Raw genomic sequence first — 18,088 nt, 5'->3', positions numbered from 1 at the left:
CCTCAAACAATCCCACCCGCGTCATCAGAAGTCTGTGGCGGCTCCGGCTGTCCGTCGCCGCATTTGGAATATAAATTCCATTTTGATCTGAGCGCAACAGATTTTTTCCATAAATCTCACATCCGGTTCCTCTGCGCCCCGACGGAAACCGCGAGAGCAATGGCCAGAGAGAGACTTGCGGACAGGGCCCGGAAGGCGCCGACGTCCAGTTCAGAGACCAGAAGCTGAATCGCCTTGAGGCGCGCGAGCGGGCTGGTGACCACATCCGTGATGGCGACAATATCGGCGCCGCTGGCACGGGCCTTGGTGGCCATGTCGATGGTCATTTCGGTGTAAGGCGCAAACGTCACCGCGATCACGGCATCGTTCGGCCGGATCAGGTGTTCCATGTTTATGTTGGCGATGCCGGAATGGAGAACGGCGGGAACGTCCATCTTTTCGAAGGCATAAGCGAGATAGGACGTGACCGGGAAGGCCCTGCGGAAGCCGATCATGTGAATTGTCTCGGCGCGGGCCAGCACATCGACCGCCTGTTGAAGGGCGATGGGGTCGACGGTTGTCAGCAGGTTTTCCAGGGACGCCCGGCCAACCTCGACGAATTCAGCCAGAAGGGCGGAGGGGGACTCAGTGCCGTGTTCGCGCAATTTGGCGAGGCGGGTGGCGTAGTCCGGCCACTTCTGCGAATAATCGGAGCGGAACAGCTTCTGCATTTGCGAAAAACCGGAAAAACCCATTTCCTGGCAGAAACGCATCACCGCGGACGGTTGCACATCAGCGCCCTCGGCAAGTTCGGCAACGGTGGAAACCGCCACCTTGTCTGGATTGGCTGCAATGTAGTTCGCGAATTGTTTCAGACGTTTGGGCAGTCTGTCCGCAGTGCTGCCGAGACGGGCGAAAAACGCGTCGATGGACTGAGGCGGGGCAAGGATTTCGGCGGAAGCGAGGTTGGGGTCCTTGTCAGGATCGGGCGAGGCGTCATTCATTGTCTTCTTCTTTTCCGGCTTGACACATTCCGTCGAAAATGATTTTGGAATTTTTATTCTAAATTGGCAAGCGCTGGTTCAATCCGCTCTGCCACATGTCATCCGGGAGGAAGTATCATGGCCGTCAATGTCGCCCTGCTAGGGGCCGGACGTATCGGTAAAGTGCATGCAAAGGCCATTGGCGCGGCCGCCGGCGCGACGCTTGTCGCGGTTGCGGACGCTTTCCCGGAAGCTGCCGAAACACTTGCGGCGGCCTATGGCGCACGCGTCAGCACCATCGACGAGATCGCAGGTGCAGGTGATGTCGATGCGGTGGTCATCTGCACGCCGACCGACACCCACGCGGATCTCATTGAGAAATTCGCACGGGCAGGCAAGGCGATCTTCTGCGAAAAGCCGGTCGATCTGTCACTGGACCGCGTGAAGGCCTGCCTGAAGACGGTCGAAGACCTCGGCGCGACCCTGATGCTCGGTTTCAACCGCCGCTTCGATCCGCATTTCCGCGCCGTGCGTGCCGCCATCGACGAAGGCCGGATCGGGGACGTGGAAATGGTGCAGATCACCTCGCGTGATCCGGGCGCTCCGCCGCCGTCCTACATCACGTCGTCCGGCGGGATCTTCCGCGACATGACGATCCACGATTTCGACATGGCCCGCTTCCTGCTGGGCGATGAAGTCACCACCGTTTACGCTACAGCGTCGGTTCTGGTCGATCCGGAAATCGGCAAGCTGGGCGATTACGACAGCGCCACCGTGGTGCTGACAACGGCCTCCGGCAAGCAATGCTCGATCTCCAACTCGCGCCGGGCAACCTATGGCTACGACCAGCGGATAGAGGTCCACGGCTCCAAGGGTGTGGTCAGTGCGGAAAACCAGCGTCCGGTGTCCATCGAAGTGGCGACTGAGGCCGGTTACACCCGTCCGCCGCTGCATGATTTCTTCATGACCCGCTACACGGAAGCCTATGCGGCGGAAATCACCGCCTTTGTCGAGGCCATCGAAACCGGCACGGCGCCGTCTCCCAGCGGTGAGGACGGCCTGAAGGCGCTCGCCCTGGCGGAAGCCGCCCTCAAGTCCGTCGCCGAACGCCGTGCTGTCGGCATGGACGAGGTTTAAGCATCGGAACAAGCATCACCTCATCCTGAGGAAGCGCGCGAGCGCTGTCTCGAAGGATGGGCCGCTCGCTCCTGTGGGAGCCGCCCATCCTTCGAGACGGACCTGAAGGTCCTCCTCAGGATGAGGCAGAAGGGCGTGGCGGCCCGCTTGACGGCGTTCACGAGGATCGGATTACATGACAAGTCTCGGTATCGGATTGATCGGCACCGGTTTCATGGGCAAATGCCATGCGCTTGCCTATGGTTCGGTGAAGGCGGTGTTCGGCGATGTGCCGGCGACCCGCCTGGAAGTGCTGTGCGACGTTCCGGCGGACAAGGCCGAAGCCTTTGCCGACCAGTTCGGCTTTGCAAGGGCAACCAGCGACTGGAAAGATCTGATTGCGGATCCGAAGGTCGATATCGTCTGCATCACCACCCCCAACAAGGTGCACAAGGAGATGGCGCTTGCCGCGCTTGAGGCGGGCAAGCATGTGCACCTGGAAAAGCCGATGGCGCTCAGCCTGGAGGACGCCAGGCAGATGCTGGCCGTTGCCGAAAGGACGGGGGCGAAAACCATCGTCGGATACAACTACCTGCACAATCCGGCGATTTCCCATGCCCGCAAACTCATCGCGGACGGGGCCATCGGCCGGATCGTGCATTTCCGGGGGATGGTCGATGAAGACTATCAGGCTGACCCGGACCTCGCCTGGACCTGGCGGGCCACCAAGGCCGACGCGGGCCTCGGCACGCTGGGCGACCTTGGTTGCCACCTGATCTCGCTGGCAACGGCCCTCGTGGGGCCGGTCGAAAGCCTGATCGCTGAAACGAAGACTGTTCACGAAACGCGGCCCATGGGGGACGGTTCAACCGAGCGCCGTCCGGTTGAAAACGAAGACATCGCCTCTGCGCTGCTGACCTTCGAAAACGGTGTCCATGGGGTTGTCTCGACATCGCGCAGCGCCTGGGGCCGCAAGAGCTACATCGCCTTCGAGGTGCATGGAGCCGAAGGCATGATCACCTTTGATCAGGAGCGCATGAACGAACTCCGGCTTTACCAGAACCGGGGTGAAGCTGCCGAACAGGGCTTCAAGACACTGCTGACCGGACCGGCCCATCCGCCGTACGGCCAGTTCGTTCCGGCTGCGGGTCACCAGCTCGGCTTCAACGATCTGAAGGTGATCGAAGTTCATGAATTCCTGACGGCAATTGCCGAAGGCCGCAACGCGGTGCCGTCTTTCCGCGAAGCGCTTCATTTCGAGGCGGTGATCCATGCAATCGCCGAAGCCGGTCAGACCGGCGGCCGGGTGCAGGTCTCGAAGGTGGGTTGACGCCGCCGGCGATAATGACATTTCCCCTTGACGGTTATTGTTCGATGGGCGCGAACAGGCTGGTTCCTGTTCGCGCCCTTTATCTGTCGGCAATGATCCCTATAAACTTTGCGGAATACAGACCGTTGGTCAGCCTCGCCTGGAAGGCATTGCCGGCTCTGCGGGCTTGCTCAGATCCAGGAGATTTTCTTGCCCAAGGTAATCGTTTTCTTTGCGCATCCGCGTCCGCACAGGTCGGAAATCAACCTGCCACTGTTTGAAACCGCGCGATCGATCGAGGGTGTCACCGCCGTCGATCTTTATGCGGACTATCCGGATTTCAGCATCGACATCGACCGGGAGCAGGATCGCCTGCGGGCGCATGAGGTGATTGTCTTCCAGCATCCGCTCTACTGGTATTCAGCCCCGGCCCTCATGAAAGAGTGGCTGGATCTGGTGCTGGAACATGGCTTTGCCTATGGCCATGAAGGCAAGGCGCTGCATGGCAAGATCTTCCTGAACGCGGTGACGACCGGTGCCAAACAGGATGCCTACTCGCAAACGGGTATGAACCATGCCGAATTGCGCAGTCTGCTGGGGCCTTTCGAAAAGACGGCGGACCTCTGCGGCATGCGTTATCTCGCCCCCTTTGCGCTGTTCGGAGCGGGGCGGGCCCTGGAGGAAAGCCGGTTGGAAAGCCATCGTCTTGGTTATGAAAAGCTCTTGAAGGCACTCGTCAGTGGCCGGCTGGATCTTCAAAAGGCAGCTGCGGCGCCTGTGCTGTCCGGCGAGCTGGAGAGCTTTCTGTTGACAGGGGAGGCGGTCTGATGGCGCTACTCAGCGAAGCCTTCGTCTATCTGTGTGCGGCCGTCATTGCGGTGCCGATTGCAAACCGCCTCGGCCTCGGATCTGTGCTCGGCTATCTGATCGCCGGTGTGGTGATCGGACCGGTGATCGGCATTGTCGGGTCGGAGGCGGCCGACGTTCAGCATTTTGCCGAATTCGGCGTGGTGATGATGCTGTTCCTGGTCGGGCTGGAACTGCGGCCTGCCATGCTCTGGAAAATGCGCCAGCAACTGATCGGGCTTGGCGGCTTGCAGGTTGTCGGGACGGCTCTTGCCTTTGCCGGGGCCGGTCTGGCGTTCGGTCTTCAGTGGCAGAACGCCCTGGCACTCGGCATGATCCTGTCGCTTTCCTCCACCGCCATCGTCTTGCAGACACTTAACGAGAAAGGCTGGCTGAAAACACAGGGCGGGCAGAGTTCCTTCTCGGTGTTGCTGACCCAGGATATCGCGGTCATTCCGATGCTGGTCGTGTTGCCTCTGCTTGCCCTCGGCGGGCACGGCGGCGGCGCCGCTGCGGAGGATCACGGCCAGAGCGCCGGTCATGGCGGCGAAGCTCTTGCTGCCCTGCCGGGTTGGGCGCAGGCGCTGATCATTCTGGCGGTGATTGCGGCGATCATTCTGACCGGCCGCCATCTGCTGCGGCCCGTCTTCCGGTTCATTGCCGAAGCGCGCTTGCGGGAAATCTTCACGGCAACGGCGTTGCTGCTGGTTATCGGAATTGCGCTGGTGATGGATTTTGTCGGCCTGTCGCCGGCGCTTGGAACCTTCCTTGCCGGGGTGGTCCTGTCCGACAGCGATTACCGTCATGAGCTCGAAAGCGACATCGAACCGTTCAAGGGCCTGTTGCTTGGCCTGTTCTTTCTGACAGTGGGGGCGGGGATCGATTTCGGTCTCCTGTTCGGCGCTCCCCTGACGATCCTCGGCCTTGCGCTCGGGTTGATTGCGGTCAAGTTTGTGGTGCTCTTCCTGCTGGGGGCCTTGTTCCGTCTCCAGGGGCCTGACCTTTGGCTGTTTGCGCTCGGTCTTGCCCAGGCCGGGGAGTTTGCCTTCGTTCTCTTCGGCTTTGCTTCCGGCAGCGGCGTTCTGGAACCGGCCCTGATCCAGACCATGACCCTGGTCGTGGCGGTTTCCATGCTGCTGACGCCTGCCTTGTTCATCTTCTACGAAAAAATCGTCGCTCCGCGTGCCTTTGCCAAAACGGACCGGGAGCCGGATGTCATCGACCGGCGCGGCCGCGTCGTTGTCGCGGGCATGGGCCGCTTCGGGCAGATCGTCTCGCGGCTGCTGCTGACCAGCGGCTATGACGTGATCATTCTCGATCATGATCCGCAGACGATCGAGAACCTGCGAAGGATCGGCATTCAGACCTTTTATGGCGATGCAACCCGGCCGGACCTCCTGCACGGTGCCGGGCTGGATGATGCCGACCTCTTCATTGCCGCGCTGGACGATCGCGACAAGCAGACAAAGCTGGTGGAACATGTCGCCAGGACCTATCCGAAGGTTCGGATTCTTGCCCGTGCCCGCGACCGGCATCACGTCTATGAACTGGAAAATGCCGGTGCTCATTTTGCCGAACGGGAAGTCTTCGAAGGGGCGCTCGCGCTAAGCCGCCAGGCATTGATTGAACTGGGCTTCCATCCGTTCCGGGCCCGCACCAAGACGCGGGAGTTCCGGCATCACGACATTGCGATGCTTGATGACCTTCGCGGGAACTTCAACGATGGCGGTGTCGATACCTCCTATATCGATGCCATGCGCGCCCATTCCGAAACCCTGTTCGAAATCATGCAGGTTGACCGGGGCGGGGATCGTACGGAAGGCATGGAGCGCGGCTGGACGCCGCCGCCGAAAGGCGATCAGACCCTGTGAAAGAGAGACAGAACGCAGCTAGTTGACCGGAAAAGGCGGTTACCCGTCGGTAACCGTCGCCTTTTCCCGTGCGGCTGCGGCTCCTATATGCAGCGAAAGACAGACAATGGCGCTTGCCGGACTTCGGCTGACAGCGCCGGCAAAGGAAACATCATGACTTCACAAGACACCGACACGACCGGCCTCGATGACGTTCTGCAGATCGACATCGTGTCCGACGTGGTCTGCCCGTGGTGCATCGTCGGCTTCAAGCAGCTTGAACAGGCCATCGCCCGCACCGGCGTTTCGGCCGCCATCAAGTGGCATCCGTTCGAACTCAATCCGGACATGGTTGCCGAGGGGGAGAACCTGCGAGAGCACATCATGCGCAAATACGGCTCCAGCGCGGAGCAATCCCAGGCGGCGCGGGATAGGCTGACGGAGCTCGGGGCAAGCCTCGGTTTCGACTTCAGGTTTACCGACGACATGCGCATGGTGAACACGTTCAAGGCGCACCAGCTGATCCATTGGGCTGGCGAGAGCAGCAAGGAGCATGCGTTGAAGATGGCCCTGTTCCAGGCCTATTTCCGCTACGGCAAGGACGTTCACAGCGATCAGGTGCTGGCGGATGTGGCCGAAAGCGTCGGCCTGGACCGCGCTGAAGCCCTCGCGGTTCTGAAAGATGGCCGGTTTGCCGAAATCGTGCGCGCGGAAGAAGCCTTCTGGACCGGCAACGGCATCCACGGCGTTCCGGCGGTCATCTTCGAACGTCAGCACCTGGTTTCAGGCGCGCAGGGCGTCGACAATTTCGCGGCCATCATCACCGAACTGACAAAGGGCAAGGCGGCCTGACGGCATAGCCTTGGAGATAACCTTCAGATCGTCCAATTTCTTCGTCATGCCATGGCTCGACCATGGCATCCACGCCGTTCCGGTTCCGCTCGAGAGGCCTCGGTTTGAGGCGATGGCACGGCATGGATTGCAGGATCAGGTCCTGCAATGACGCGGTGGGGACGGTTTTTCGCGTCTTCAACTCAGCGCGTCGTGACTGCGGGTGTCAGGTTATGAACCACAGCTCACCCACTCGTCATGCCATGGCTCGACCATGGCATCCACGCCGTTCCGGTTTCGCTCAACGGGCCTTGGTTGAAGGCGATGGCACGGCATGGATTGCAGGATCAAGTCCTGCAATGACGCGGTGGGGACGGTTGTTGGCGACTTCAACTCAGCGCGTCGTGACTGCAGGTGTCAGGTTAAGAAACACAGCCCACCCACTCGTCATGCCATGGCTCGACCATGGCATCCACGCCGTTCCGGTTCTGCTCGACGGGTCTCGGTTTGAGGCGTTGTCGCGGCATGGATTGCAGGATCATGTCCTGCAATGACGGGGAGGAGGAAGAGCTTGGTTCTCTAACCCCACCCAGGGTAAAGCCTCTATTTTCCTAGAGCTTTTCGAACAACACCCCTGCAGCTTCGATCCGGCCGGCCGGTGTGTCGGCAGGTTCTGCGCCGTAATTGGTCCAGATCCTGACACCGTCGGTCATGCGGCAGCGGACGCCGCCGGTAAGGTCGAGTGTGTCGATCCCGGCTTCCTTGCACAGCATGGTGTAGAGCCGCTTCAGCACGGTTTCGTCGCCCCAGCCGCCGAGATAGACAAGATGCTCCTGGCGGTAGGCGGCGGGTTGGCCGTCTTCCAGTTCAAGGATGACTTCCCCAGCGCCTTCCAGTTCCTCGCGGTAGCCGGTGAAGGCGCCACCGCCCTTGAGCGGCATCGGCATATCCGGGCGCAGGCTTTCAACGCGTGAGACAGCAAGATCGAGGCCAGGCATGTCGGGTGGCAAGGGCACGGGAATGACCATGTCGGCGTTGCGGGCGGCCGTGCGCGGGCCCATCACCACCAGGGCCTCCGTTTCCGCAAGCGCCTTTTTCAAATCCTGCGGTACGTAGATCAGGCCGGGCAGGGCGACGATCTTGTATCCGGAGAAATCTCGGGTTTCACCGCGCAGGATGTCGACCGAAAGTCCGAGCTTGCGCAAGGCCTTGTAGGTGTCGAATACAAGCTGGAAGTAGGAAAGCTCCTTGCCGTGCGGCTGGGTGGTCCAGGCGAAATCCGCGTCATAGTCGAAGATCAGCGCGACGGGAGCCTGTGGGGCCGAGACGTTGGGCGCATCACGCAATTCGTCTGCTACCTTGCGGGCCTCCAGAAGGGCAGGTGCATCGGCATTGTCCGGGCGCAGCATGCCGGCATGCATCTGTTCCTGGGCAAAGGGCGCCTGGCGCCAGCGGAAATAGCACACGGCTTCCGCGCCATGGGCATAGGCTTCCCAGGCCCAGAGCCGCATCATGCCCGGCAGCGGGGCCGGGTTATGGGGCGCCCAGTTCACCGGTCCCGGCTGCTGTTCCATCACCCACCAGCGGCCCTTGCCGACAGCGCGGTAAAGATCGTGGTGGAAGGCCTGGAAGTCCGGATCGCCCTGGCGCATGAAGGCCCGCTGATGGGCATCATTCGCGCCGACGCGGTCTTCCAGAAAGCCGAGCGGATAGCTGTCCCAGGTGGCAATTTCCAGATCGTCGCCGACCTTGAAGTGGTCGAAATCAGTTACCCGGCCCATGTAGTTGTGGCTGATCGGTGCATTGGAATGCGCCCGGATGATATCGACCTGACGCTTGTTGAAGGTAACCACCTGATCGGACGAGAACCGCCGGAAGGCAAGCGTGTGCGAAGGGTTCGGTTCGGTCACGGTCAGGTTCGGCAGGTCGATCTCGTCAAAGGAGAGATACTCCATAGACCAGAAGACGTTGCCCCAGGCGCGGTTGAGCGCCTCGATGGAGCCGTAACGCTGCTTCAGCCAGACCCGGAACGCCTTTCGGGCAGCACCCGAATAGGAGAGGATGGTGTCGTGGCAGCCATATTCGTTGTCGGTCTGCCAGGCGGCGACATGCGGATTGTTGCCGTAATGCTCGGCGACGAGCTTGACGATCCGGTCGCTCTCCTGACGAAAACCCTCGTGCGAAAAGCAGTAGTGGCGGCGGGAGCCGAACTTGCGCGGTTTGCCATCGGCATCGACCGCGACCATGTCGGGATGCTTGTCGACGACCCAGCGCGGCGGCGTTGCAGTTGGTGTGCCGAGCACGACCTTCAGTCCGGCTTGGCCGAGGGTCTCGATGGCCCGGTCCAGCCACTCGAAGCGCAGGTCGCCGGGGCCGGGCTCAAGGCGCGACCAGGCGAACTCACCGATGCGGATCCATGTCAGCCCGGTTTCCGCCATCCGGCGGGCATCGGCTTCCCAGATCTCTTCCGGCCAGTGTTCCGGATAATAGCAGGTGCCAAGAGTGCGTTTCATGATGGATGCTCACTGCTTGATGGTTCGGCAACGCTCCTGCGAGGGGGGAGGCGTTGCTTCATTTTCCGTGTCCGTCCCGCGACTGCGGGGATCCGGGACTTTTTCACAAGTCCGTTGAATTCATGGCATTTGCCGCCGCCCGGAAAACCAGGACCACGGCCTTCACTGCGCTCCGTCCGGGACAGCGTTCCGGGCAAAGATGGCGAACGGCTGTTACAGGACGACCCTGTGCTCACTCTGCCCGCGCACCTTCACCTGAGCGAAATAGGTCTTGCCTTCGGCTTCGCCAGTCAGGCCGTCGGCGGCAGATGTTGCAAAGAGGGTCTGCAGATCCGCACCGCCAAACGCCGGACAGGAGATCTGTTTTGCGGGCATGGAAATTGCCTCGGCGAATTTGCCGTCCGGGCTGTAGCGGGCGACATGGCTCGCGCCCCAATGGGCGTTCCACAGATATCCCTCGCTGTCGATCACCGCACCGTCCGGATTGAACCCGTCGGAAGACAGGTCTGTGAACAGGGTCGGGTTGGCCGCAGGCCAGCCTTCGGCATCCAGAGCGACCTGCTGGATGGTCAAGGTGTCGGTGTCGGCGAAATAGGCCGTGTTGCCATCCGGTGAAAAGCAGATGGCGTTGGAAATGGTGATGCCGGAAAACAGCTTGCGCAGTTCGCCCTTGTAATAGCGGTAGATCGATCCGGCACCCTTTTCTGCACCAAAGCCCATGGTGCCGATCCAGAAACCGCCCTTGGGATCGGCGCGGCCGTCGTTGGACCGCGTGATTGCGTTGTCGGCTTCAAGGTCGCAGATCTTTGCGGAGGCTTCCGTTTCCAGATTGAACAGGAACAATCTGGAAGAACTCGCGATCAGGAGTTCAGCCCGGCTAACCCAGCCGGCAGCAGAGACATATTCATCGAACTGCCAGGTTTTCTCGGTGCCGTTGTCGCGGCTCAGCAGCCGCTTGTTCAGGATGTCGAACCAGAACAGTTGCTGGCGTTCAGGGTGCCAAAGCGGTCCCTCACCAAGGGTGCACTGGCGCTCGTCGAAAACTGTGCTCATGAAATCACCTGGATGCTGCAACGGCCGCGTCATAGGCGGCGACGATTTTTTCGGCCCGGTCGCTGATTTCGGCAACGCTGAAACCGGGTTTGAACAAAGCCGTGCCAATGCCGAAACCGGCCGCCCCGGCCTTGATCCAGTCACCGAAATTATCCGGGCCTGCCCCGCCGACGGCATAGGTCGCGGTGCCCTTCGGCAATACCGCCGACATCGCTTTCAATCCATCCGGGCCGATGAGCGAGGCAGGGAAGAACTTGAGGCCATCTGCCCCGCTGCGCAGGGCCGTGAAGCACTCGCTCGGCGTCATCACACCGGGAAAGGAAGACATGCCTTCTGCCTTGGTCGCCTTGATGACATCCGGGTTGCAGTCGGGGGAAACAACCAGCGTGCCGCCGGCGTTCTTGACATCGCGCACCTGCTCGGGTGCCAGCACGGTGCCTGCGCCGATTTCCGCCTTTGCGGAAAAGGCCTTGGCCATGGCGGCAATGCTGACAAGCGGGTCCGGCGAGTTGAGGGGAACCTCGATACGGGTGATGCCGGCGGCAATCAGGCATTCGGTAACGGGCAAGGCTTCGTCCGGGGTCAGACCGCGCAGGATGGCAATCAGGTTACGGCTCATGAATGCTCCGGTTCGTAGGAGGAATAGGCCAGGGTCAGACCCTTCAAGGTAATGGTCTCGGCGTCGAGCAGCCTGGAGGCGTGCCCGAGTTGGGAGAGGGCTGCGTGATAGGCACCGGCGATCTTGTCGCTGCCCAGAAGGGCTGTGTTGCCGAGGTCGAAGTCGCGGCTGACGGCGGCAAGTTCGGCGCCGATCAGAAGGCCCGACAATCTGCCGCTGGCCTGCGCCGGGCCAAGGTCCGCGACGAGACCGGCAGCACGCACGCCGAAGAGATCGGCAGTCAGCGCTTCGGGCGCATTGAAACTGTGTTCGGCCGCAGCGGCAAAGGCCGCACTGTCAAGCTCATCGGCGGAAAGGCCGTGCCGCAGCACCGAGTGCCTGGACAGAAGCGCGAAGGTTTCTCCTGTCATAAAGGTGCGGAACCGCTCGATCCGTCCGTCCTTGAGGGAGACCCACTTGGTGTGTGTACCAGGCAGGCAGAGGGTGCCGGAATAGGTCTGATTGTCCGCCAGGAAACCTGCGATTTGCGTTTCCTCGCCGCGCATGACGTCGGGCGGAGAAAGCTGCTTGATACCGGGCAGGATGCGCACATCGAGGCGCGGGTCGGCTGCGTCCACACGGGTGGCGTTCCGGATCGACGGCGGCGCGCAGGGAGCGGTCATATAGGGGGCTTCGGCCCAGCCCTGACGGGACCCGGCCATACCACAGACGATCACAGGAGTGGCCACGCCCTCCTTCAGGAGGTCTCCGGCCAGTTCGATCAGGGCGGGTTCGAAGTCCGGTTTCTCCAACCGGCCCATGCCCTTGTCCGAGCTTCGATGGGCCAGGATGCCGCCGGTTTCGTCAAGCGCCCAGATGCGCAGATTGGTGGTGCCCCAATCCGCTGCGATCCAGGATGCTTTTGGGTGCGTGGTCATCCCGTCACCACCACGCCGCCATCCACGACCAGGGCCTGGCCGGTCATGGCCTTGCTGGTTTGGGAGGCCAGGAACAGGACCGGATCGACCATGTCTTCCGGCTGCAGTTCAACCTTCAGGCACTGCCGGTCGATGTGGGCCGCCAGACCTTCCGGCGTCACCCACATGTCCTTCTGTTTCTGGGTCAGAACCCAGCCCGGGGCGATTGCGTTGACGCGGATGTTCTCCGGGCCGAACTCGCGGGCAAGGCTGCGGGTCATGCCGTTGATGCCGGAATTGGCGGTGGTGTAGACCGGGTAACCGGCATTGCCCATCATGTAGGAAATGGACGAGAAGTTGACGATCGAGCCACCGCCGGCGGCGCGCATGCCGGCGATGACATGCTGGCAGGCGAAGAAATAGGCCTTCAGGTTGATGGCCACGGACCAGTCCCAGAACGCCTCGTCGACCTCTTCGGTCTTGTGGCGTTTGTCGTTGGCGGCGTTGTTGACCAGAACGGTGATCGGGCCATGGGTTTCGGCCGCCTGATCCATCGCGGCCTTGAGGGCGGTCATGTCGGTGATGTCACACGGCAGGAACAGCGGACGGCGGCCGTATTTCTGTTCCATCTCGTCGCAGAAGGGCGCTGCATCGGAGCGCTGCACAAAGGCAACTTTTGCGCCCTGCCGCAGGAACCCTTCGGTCAGCGCCGCGCCAATTCCGGAGCCGCCACCGGTGATGAAAACCGATGCATTGTCGAGATCCGGGTATGTTGCGTACATGGCACTTCCTCAATTGTCTTGGTGGCCGCAGCCGAAATCGGTTCGTTTTGAGTAACGTTACTCAAATACGTTTGCCTTCCACAACCCAGAGCGTTTCGGGGAACCTCCAGGGGAGCGTCAGCCCGTGGGACATCAGATATTGTCCACTGGCTTCAAGGTCTTGGGTTTTCAGGAGAGGCGCGCCGCGAGACAGCCGGGGTGCTTCGTCCCGATTGACGACAGATATCCTGTATCTGGCTTGCGGGTCCAGTCCGGTCAGTCTCAAGGGGCGTGGCAGGATCTGGTCGCTTGGGCGCGTCAGCGCGGCGAAGGCGACGAATTGGCCACCGTCGCGTGAAAGCTGCTGTTCGGCTATCACCGCCGGGTCGGTGCTGTCGAGCCGCAGGATATCGGCCTGCATCATCCAGTCCCGGTTGGCTTTCCACCAGCTCGTCACCTCACGCAAAATGGCAGCTTCGTCTTCCGTCAGTTCGCGCGGGTCCATCTCGAAACCCATATGACGTTGCGCCGCGGTCCAGGCGCGCAGACGGATGTCGAGCGTGCGGCCGGAGGTATGGCAGTGACGGGGGCCGACGTGAGAGCCGGTTACGGAAGCGGGCAGGAACAGGGCGGCATCATGCTGGATACGCTGGCGTTCCAGCGCGTCGTTGCTGTCCGAAAGCCAGACCCGGTGCGTGCGCTCCAGAACGCCGAAATCGATGCGTCCCCCGCCAGATGAGCAGCTTTCGATCTCCACTCCGGGAAAGTCCGCCCGCAGACGGTCGACCAACTCGTAATAGCCTTCGGCCTGCCGGGCATCGACCACCGGCAGGATGCGGTTGTGATCCCATTTGATGTAGCCGATGTCGTTGTTTTGCAGGACGTCGGCGATATGGGCGTAAAGATAGTCGCGAACCTCCTGACGGGACATGTCCAGCACAAGCTGCTGGCGTCCGCGGATCTGGTCGGCATGCCCGAGAACCCAGTCCGGATGAGCGCGGTAGAGATCGCTGTCCTCATTGACCATTTCCGGCTCGAACCAGATGCCGAACTCCATGCCGAGCACCTTGATATGGTCGATCAGCGGGGTGAGACCGTCCGGGTACTTGCGTTTGTCGATCACCCAGTCGCCCAGAGACGAGGTGTCGTCATCCCGGCGGCCAAACCAGCCGTCGTCCAGCACAAACCGCTCGGCGCCCAGGTCCGCCGCACGGCAGGCGATGGCTTTGAGCTCTTCGAGGTCGTGTTTGAAATAGACCGCTTCCCAGCAATTGTAGTGCACCGGGCGAGGCATGCGGGCCCCGTGAACCACGTGATCGCGGGCATGGCGCTGGAACCGCACAGCAGCACCGTTGAAGCCGGTGTCAGAATAGGTGGCGTAAAGCGGTGCGCTGACGAAATGGCGTCCGCTGGCCAGGCTGGCAGTGGCGTGGCCGAACTGGACCTGGCGGCGACCGTCGGCAAGTTCCTCGGCCACCATCTTGTGACCACCGGACCAACCGTAGTGAAACGCGAAAGCCTCGCCCACCGTGTTGGATGTTCCGGCACCGCAGACGATCAGGCCCGGAAAATGAGCATGGTCGGTGCGGCCCGTGCGGTTGTCGCGGACGCGGGCGCCGGGCGCAAAGGGCAGGCGGCGCGTCAGGAATTCCGCGCACCAGCGGCCGGAAAACTCGATCATTTCGTCGGTGTGGGCCGGCACCGGCAGAACCGGAGCGGCCAGCCAGTCGACCGTGATCTCGTCCGCGCATTCCAGCCGCGTCTGCAATTTCAGCAGGGACGTTTCCGGTGTCAGGACCAGATCGAACACCAGAGAGAGGTCGAGGCTCTTGTCGGCGAAGACAAGCGTCAGGCCATGCTCTGAAGTTGCTTCGCTTTCGAACCGGCAACTCGGCATGAGCGGGGCGCCGGCTCTGTCCCTGGCAGTCAGGCCGGTTTGGCCTGGGAAGCTTTCGGAGGCTTCCGGGCACAGGCTCAGGCCTGCATTGCGGTCGACCATGCCAGCGGCGACATCGGCGAGCGCGGCTGCCGAAAGCGTCTCCAGGTTTTCGCCAGTGGGAAGGGCGGGCCCCCAGTAGACGGCTTCCGGCAATCGATTGTCGAAGCTGGCGAGAACCAGGCTCTGTCTGTCATCTTGAAGATGCCAGGTGCGGATCATTTCACAGCTCCGAGTGTGAGGCCTGCAATAAAGTGGCGTTGCATCAGGAAGAACATCGCGACAGGCGGCAGGGCGGCCACGATGGAACCGGCGCTCATCAGGTGATAGGCGGCGCGGTACTGGGCGTTGAAGGAGGTGATGCCTGCCGTAACGGGCTGGCTTTCAACACCCTGCGTCAGCACCACGGCCCAGAAATAGTCGTTCCAGATGAAGGTGAAGATCAGCACCGACAGGGCGGCGATGGCCGGCTTCATCAGCGGCAGTACCACATACCAGAAGATCCGCCATTCGGAGACACCCTCAACGCGGGCCGCCTCGATAAGTTCGAAGGGCAGGGCGCGGATGAAGTTGCGCATGAAGAGCGTGCAGAAGCCGGTCTGGAAAGCGATATGGAACAGCACCAGGCCGGTGATGGTGTTGTAGAGGCCCATCTGCAGGGTCAGGTCGCGCACAGGTACCATCAGGATCTGGAACGGCACGAAGTTGCCGGCCACGAACATGAAGAAGATCCAGATATTGGCCTTGAACTTGTAGATGCCGAGGGCAAAGCCGGTCATGCACGACAGAGCGACCGCGCCGATCACCGTCGGGATGGTGATCTTGAACGAGTTCAGGAGATACTGCGGCATGTCCGAACCGGTGAAGACCAGCGCGTAGTTGGTGAAGCCCTCGAAGGACGACGGCCAGCCCCAGTAGTTGGCGTTGGAGAAATCCGAGTCCGGCTTGACGGAGAAGATGGCGACCGCAATCAGCGGCAGCAGCCACAGGATCAGCGCCAGCGGCAGCAGCGTCTGATAGGTGATCTGCCAGGAGCGGGACGTGCGTTCGATCGGTGTCGGGAACATGTCAGCGCGCCTTTTCTTCTTTGTACATCGACCAGAGGAAGTAGGCGATGAAGGCCAGCATGATCAGGAACAGCACCACGGCAATGGCCGCGCCATAGCCCATGCGGAAACCGTATTCGGAGAGCGCCACTTCGAACATGTAGAAGCTGAGCACACGGCTGGCGCCGAAGGGCCCGCCGTTGGTCATGATCGAAATCAGGTCGAAGGAGCGCAACGCGCCGATGATGGTGACGACGAAGGCGATGAAGGTGGCCGGGCGAAGTTGCGGCACGATGATGTACCAGAGCATGCGCCAGCCCTTGGCGCCGTCGAGGCGTCCGGCCTCGATCTGTTCCGGGTCAACCGCGTTGAGGCCGGTGAGATAGAGGATCATGCAATAGGCGGTCTGGGGCCAGAGGCCCGCGACGATGATGCCGACGGTGACCCAGTTCTCGTCTCCCAGAACGTTGAGTGGCGGCAGGCCGACTGCGCCAAGAAGAACGTTGAGGATGCCGAATGTCGGGTCGTAGAACCAGGTGAACACCAGGCCGACAACGACCTGGGAGATCACGAAGGGAAAGAAGAACAGGGATTTGTAGAGCCGGATTCCGGTGACGGTCTGGTTCAGGAACAGCGCGATGAACAGACCTGCCGGAATGGCAAGCAGATAGAGCAGCAACCAGATGACGTTGTTCTTCAGCGAGGTGTAGAACGCGTCATCCCAGTAGAGTTCCTCGTAATTGTAGAGCCCGACAAATTCCGCCTGGCCCAAACCGTCCCACTCGTAGAGCGACAGGTTGAACGACTGGAAAATCGGGAAGATCACATAGAACAGGAAGAATAGGATCCCGGGAGCCAGGAACAGCCAGGGTGTCAGCTGTTGCTGGTTGCGATGCCACCAGGAACTCTGGCGGGTCTCGGTGACGGATGCTTGGGCCATTTTCGGAACTCTTCGTGAGTCGTCGGCGTATACCGGAAAAGAGGACAGGGAGCGGTTGCCCCCTGTCCGGTCATGCAAAAGCAGACCTTATTTGTAGATACGCTCCTGGGCACGGTCCAAACGGTCCAGGATCTTGTCCAGGTTGTCCGGCTTGACCATGAATTCCTGCAGGCCTTCCATGGCAACCTTTGCCATTTCAGCCGGAGCATCGCGGTCGAAGAACTGGGCAACGCCGCCTGGCGAATTCGTCGACAGCATTTCAAAGCCCTGTTCCAGGAACTTGTCATCGTCCACCGACGACTTGGCGTTCACCGGCAACTGGCCGAGATGCTTGCCGTCGTTGATCCAGGTCTGGACGTCCGGAGAGACCGCGAACTTCAGGAACTCGCGCGCGTTTTCCTTGTTCTCAGCATTGGCCGGGATGTGGAAGGTGTCCGTTGGTGCGTCTTCCGCCTTGGCGATGCCCGGCGTGATTTCCACGAACTGGTAGAAATCGATCTGGTCATCAGAAAGGCCGGCTTCGCGCAGCGGCGCCACTGCGAAGTTGCCCATCAGGTAAGCGGCCGCATCGCCCTTGACCATGAACGGCAGGGCTTCCTGCCAGGAGTAGGTCTGGTGGTTGTCGATGAAGGCACCCATGTCGATGAGCTCGCGCCAGTTGGCGAAGGTCTTGCGGACTTCGTCGGACTTCCAGGAGGCCTTGCCCGTGAGCAGGTCCATGTGGAAGTCGAAGCCGTTGGTGCGCATGTTCAGGTAGTCGAACCAGCCGCCAGCGGTCCAGAGGAACTTGGTGCCGATGGTGTAGCACTTCTTGCCGGCATCGATGATCTTCTGGCAGTTCGCCTTCTCCTCTTCCCAGGTGGTGGGTTCGGACAGGCCAAGCTCGTCGAAGATGTCTTTGCGGTAGTAAACGCCCCACTGATAGTAGGTGTAGGGCACGCCCCACTGCTTGCCGTCGATGGTCATCGCGCCTTTGGTCGAGGCGAGGTTGTCGCCGATGGCCGGGTCCGCCCACAGGTCGGAAACGTCCTCGAAAAGGCCGGCCTCCACGTAGGGCCGCATCCGGTTGGCTGCATACCATGTGGCAACGTCCGGCGCATTTGCCGTCAGGAAGTTGCGGATCTGGGTCTTGTACGCTTCCCGGTCAATCACCGTCGTCTCGATGTTCAGCTCCGGATTCTTTTCCTGGAACTGAGCGATCAGCTCTTCCATGGTCGCGCGTGGCGCCGGGTTCGATGTGTCGAGAAAGATTTTCAGATTGCCGGTCAGGCCGTCAGCAGAAGCTGCGCCCATCGCGGCTGCCAACATGACAAATGCCGCTACGGACGTTTTCAGCATGGAACGCATGGTGTCCTCCCTTTAGGTTCCATTATGTGAAACTTAGTTTTGTATATTGATACTTTGATGCGA

At 61.1% G+C, this 18,088-nt stretch carries 15 protein-coding genes; 5 read left to right on the top strand and 10 right to left on the bottom strand.

Features of this window, described 5'->3' with window-relative positions; translation table 11 throughout:
• Positions 1-116: 116 nt before the first annotated feature.
• Complete coding sequence (locus tag SIAM614_RS02910; protein ID WP_006931953.1) at positions 117-983, bottom strand: MurR/RpiR family transcriptional regulator; 867 nt, start codon at positions 981-983, stop codon at positions 117-119.
• Between the two features lie 117 nt (positions 984-1,100).
• Here SIAM614_RS02910 and iolG point away from each other — a divergent pair, with 117 nt between their 5' ends.
• The 5 genes from iolG (at position 1,101) to SIAM614_RS02885 (ending at position 6,935) form a co-directional block, all read left to right on the top strand.
• Positions 1,101-2,099 carry an inositol 2-dehydrogenase gene (iolG, locus tag SIAM614_RS02905; RefSeq protein ID WP_006931952.1) on the top strand — a complete coding sequence of 333 codons (999 nt, stop codon included), beginning with the start codon at positions 1,101-1,103 and terminating at the stop codon, positions 2,097-2,099.
• Positions 2,100-2,274: 175 nt separating this feature from the next.
• Entirely contained in the window at positions 2,275-3,408 is a 1,134-nt protein-coding gene (locus SIAM614_RS02900; RefSeq protein ID WP_006931950.1) for a Gfo/Idh/MocA family protein, read from the top strand.
• Between the two features lie 189 nt (positions 3,409-3,597).
• The gene (locus SIAM614_RS02895) at positions 3,598-4,215 is read left to right on the top strand and encodes an NAD(P)H-dependent oxidoreductase (RefSeq protein WP_006931948.1); all 618 of its coding nucleotides are present in this window, start codon (positions 3,598-3,600) and stop codon (positions 4,213-4,215) included.
• Positions 4,215-6,104 (top strand): monovalent cation:proton antiporter-2 (CPA2) family protein, encoded by a 1,890-nt coding sequence (locus tag SIAM614_RS02890; RefSeq protein ID WP_006931946.1) that lies wholly within the window; start codon positions 4,215-4,217, stop codon positions 6,102-6,104. Before SIAM614_RS02895 ends, SIAM614_RS02890 begins: the two co-directional genes overlap by 1 nt.
• 153 nt (positions 6,105-6,257) lie before the next feature.
• A complete protein-coding gene (locus tag SIAM614_RS02885; RefSeq protein WP_157139653.1) occupies positions 6,258-6,935 on the top strand; it encodes a DsbA family oxidoreductase in 678 nt (225 codons plus the stop codon).
• A gap of 590 nt (positions 6,936-7,525) precedes the next feature.
• Here SIAM614_RS02885 and SIAM614_RS02880 read toward each other — a convergent pair.
• The 9 genes from SIAM614_RS02880 to SIAM614_RS02840 all read right to left on the bottom strand — a co-directional run bounded on the left by SIAM614_RS02880 (position 7,526) and on the right by SIAM614_RS02840 (position 18,025).
• On the bottom strand, positions 7,526-9,427 hold the full coding sequence (locus SIAM614_RS02880) for a beta-galactosidase (RefSeq protein ID WP_006931942.1): 1,902 nt from the start codon (positions 9,425-9,427) through the stop codon (positions 7,526-7,528).
• Between the two features lie 213 nt (positions 9,428-9,640).
• Positions 9,641-10,480, bottom strand: a complete 840-nt coding sequence (locus tag SIAM614_RS02875; RefSeq protein ID WP_040439139.1) for an SMP-30/gluconolactonase/LRE family protein — start codon at positions 10,478-10,480, stop codon at positions 9,641-9,643.
• A gap of 4 nt (positions 10,481-10,484) precedes the next feature.
• Positions 10,485-11,099, bottom strand: coding sequence for a 2-dehydro-3-deoxy-6-phosphogalactonate aldolase (locus SIAM614_RS02870; RefSeq protein ID WP_006931937.1), 615 nt, complete (start codon positions 11,097-11,099; stop codon positions 10,485-10,487).
• A complete protein-coding gene (locus tag SIAM614_RS02865) occupies positions 11,096-12,016 on the bottom strand; it encodes a 2-dehydro-3-deoxygalactonokinase (RefSeq protein ID WP_006931935.1) in 921 nt (306 codons plus the stop codon). Before SIAM614_RS02865 ends, SIAM614_RS02870 begins: the two co-directional genes overlap by 4 nt.
• A complete protein-coding gene (locus SIAM614_RS02860; RefSeq protein ID WP_006931933.1) occupies positions 12,013-12,777 on the bottom strand; it encodes an SDR family NAD(P)-dependent oxidoreductase in 765 nt (254 codons plus the stop codon). Before SIAM614_RS02860 ends, SIAM614_RS02865 begins: the two co-directional genes overlap by 4 nt.
• 61 nt (positions 12,778-12,838) lie before the next feature.
• Positions 12,839-14,914, bottom strand: coding sequence for an alpha-galactosidase (locus tag SIAM614_RS02855; RefSeq protein ID WP_006931932.1), 2,076 nt, complete (start codon positions 14,912-14,914; stop codon positions 12,839-12,841).
• On the bottom strand, positions 14,911-15,759 hold the full coding sequence (locus tag SIAM614_RS02850; RefSeq protein WP_006931929.1) for a carbohydrate ABC transporter permease: 849 nt from the start codon (positions 15,757-15,759) through the stop codon (positions 14,911-14,913). Before SIAM614_RS02850 ends, SIAM614_RS02855 begins: the two co-directional genes overlap by 4 nt.
• Before the next feature lies 1 nt (position 15,760).
• The gene (locus SIAM614_RS02845; protein WP_006931927.1) at positions 15,761-16,678 is read right to left on the bottom strand and encodes a carbohydrate ABC transporter permease; all 918 of its coding nucleotides are present in this window, start codon (positions 16,676-16,678) and stop codon (positions 15,761-15,763) included.
• Between the two features lie 87 nt (positions 16,679-16,765).
• Entirely contained in the window at positions 16,766-18,025 is a 1,260-nt protein-coding gene (locus SIAM614_RS02840) for an ABC transporter substrate-binding protein (RefSeq protein WP_006931925.1), read from the bottom strand.
• Positions 18,026-18,088 lie beyond the last annotated feature (63 nt).

It is taken from the genome of Roseibium aggregatum IAM 12614 (assembly GCF_000168975.1).
Taxonomy (GTDB): Bacteria; Pseudomonadota; Alphaproteobacteria; order Rhizobiales; family Stappiaceae; genus Roseibium; species Roseibium aggregatum.
This window is presented reverse-complemented; position numbering and strand designations above follow the sequence as displayed.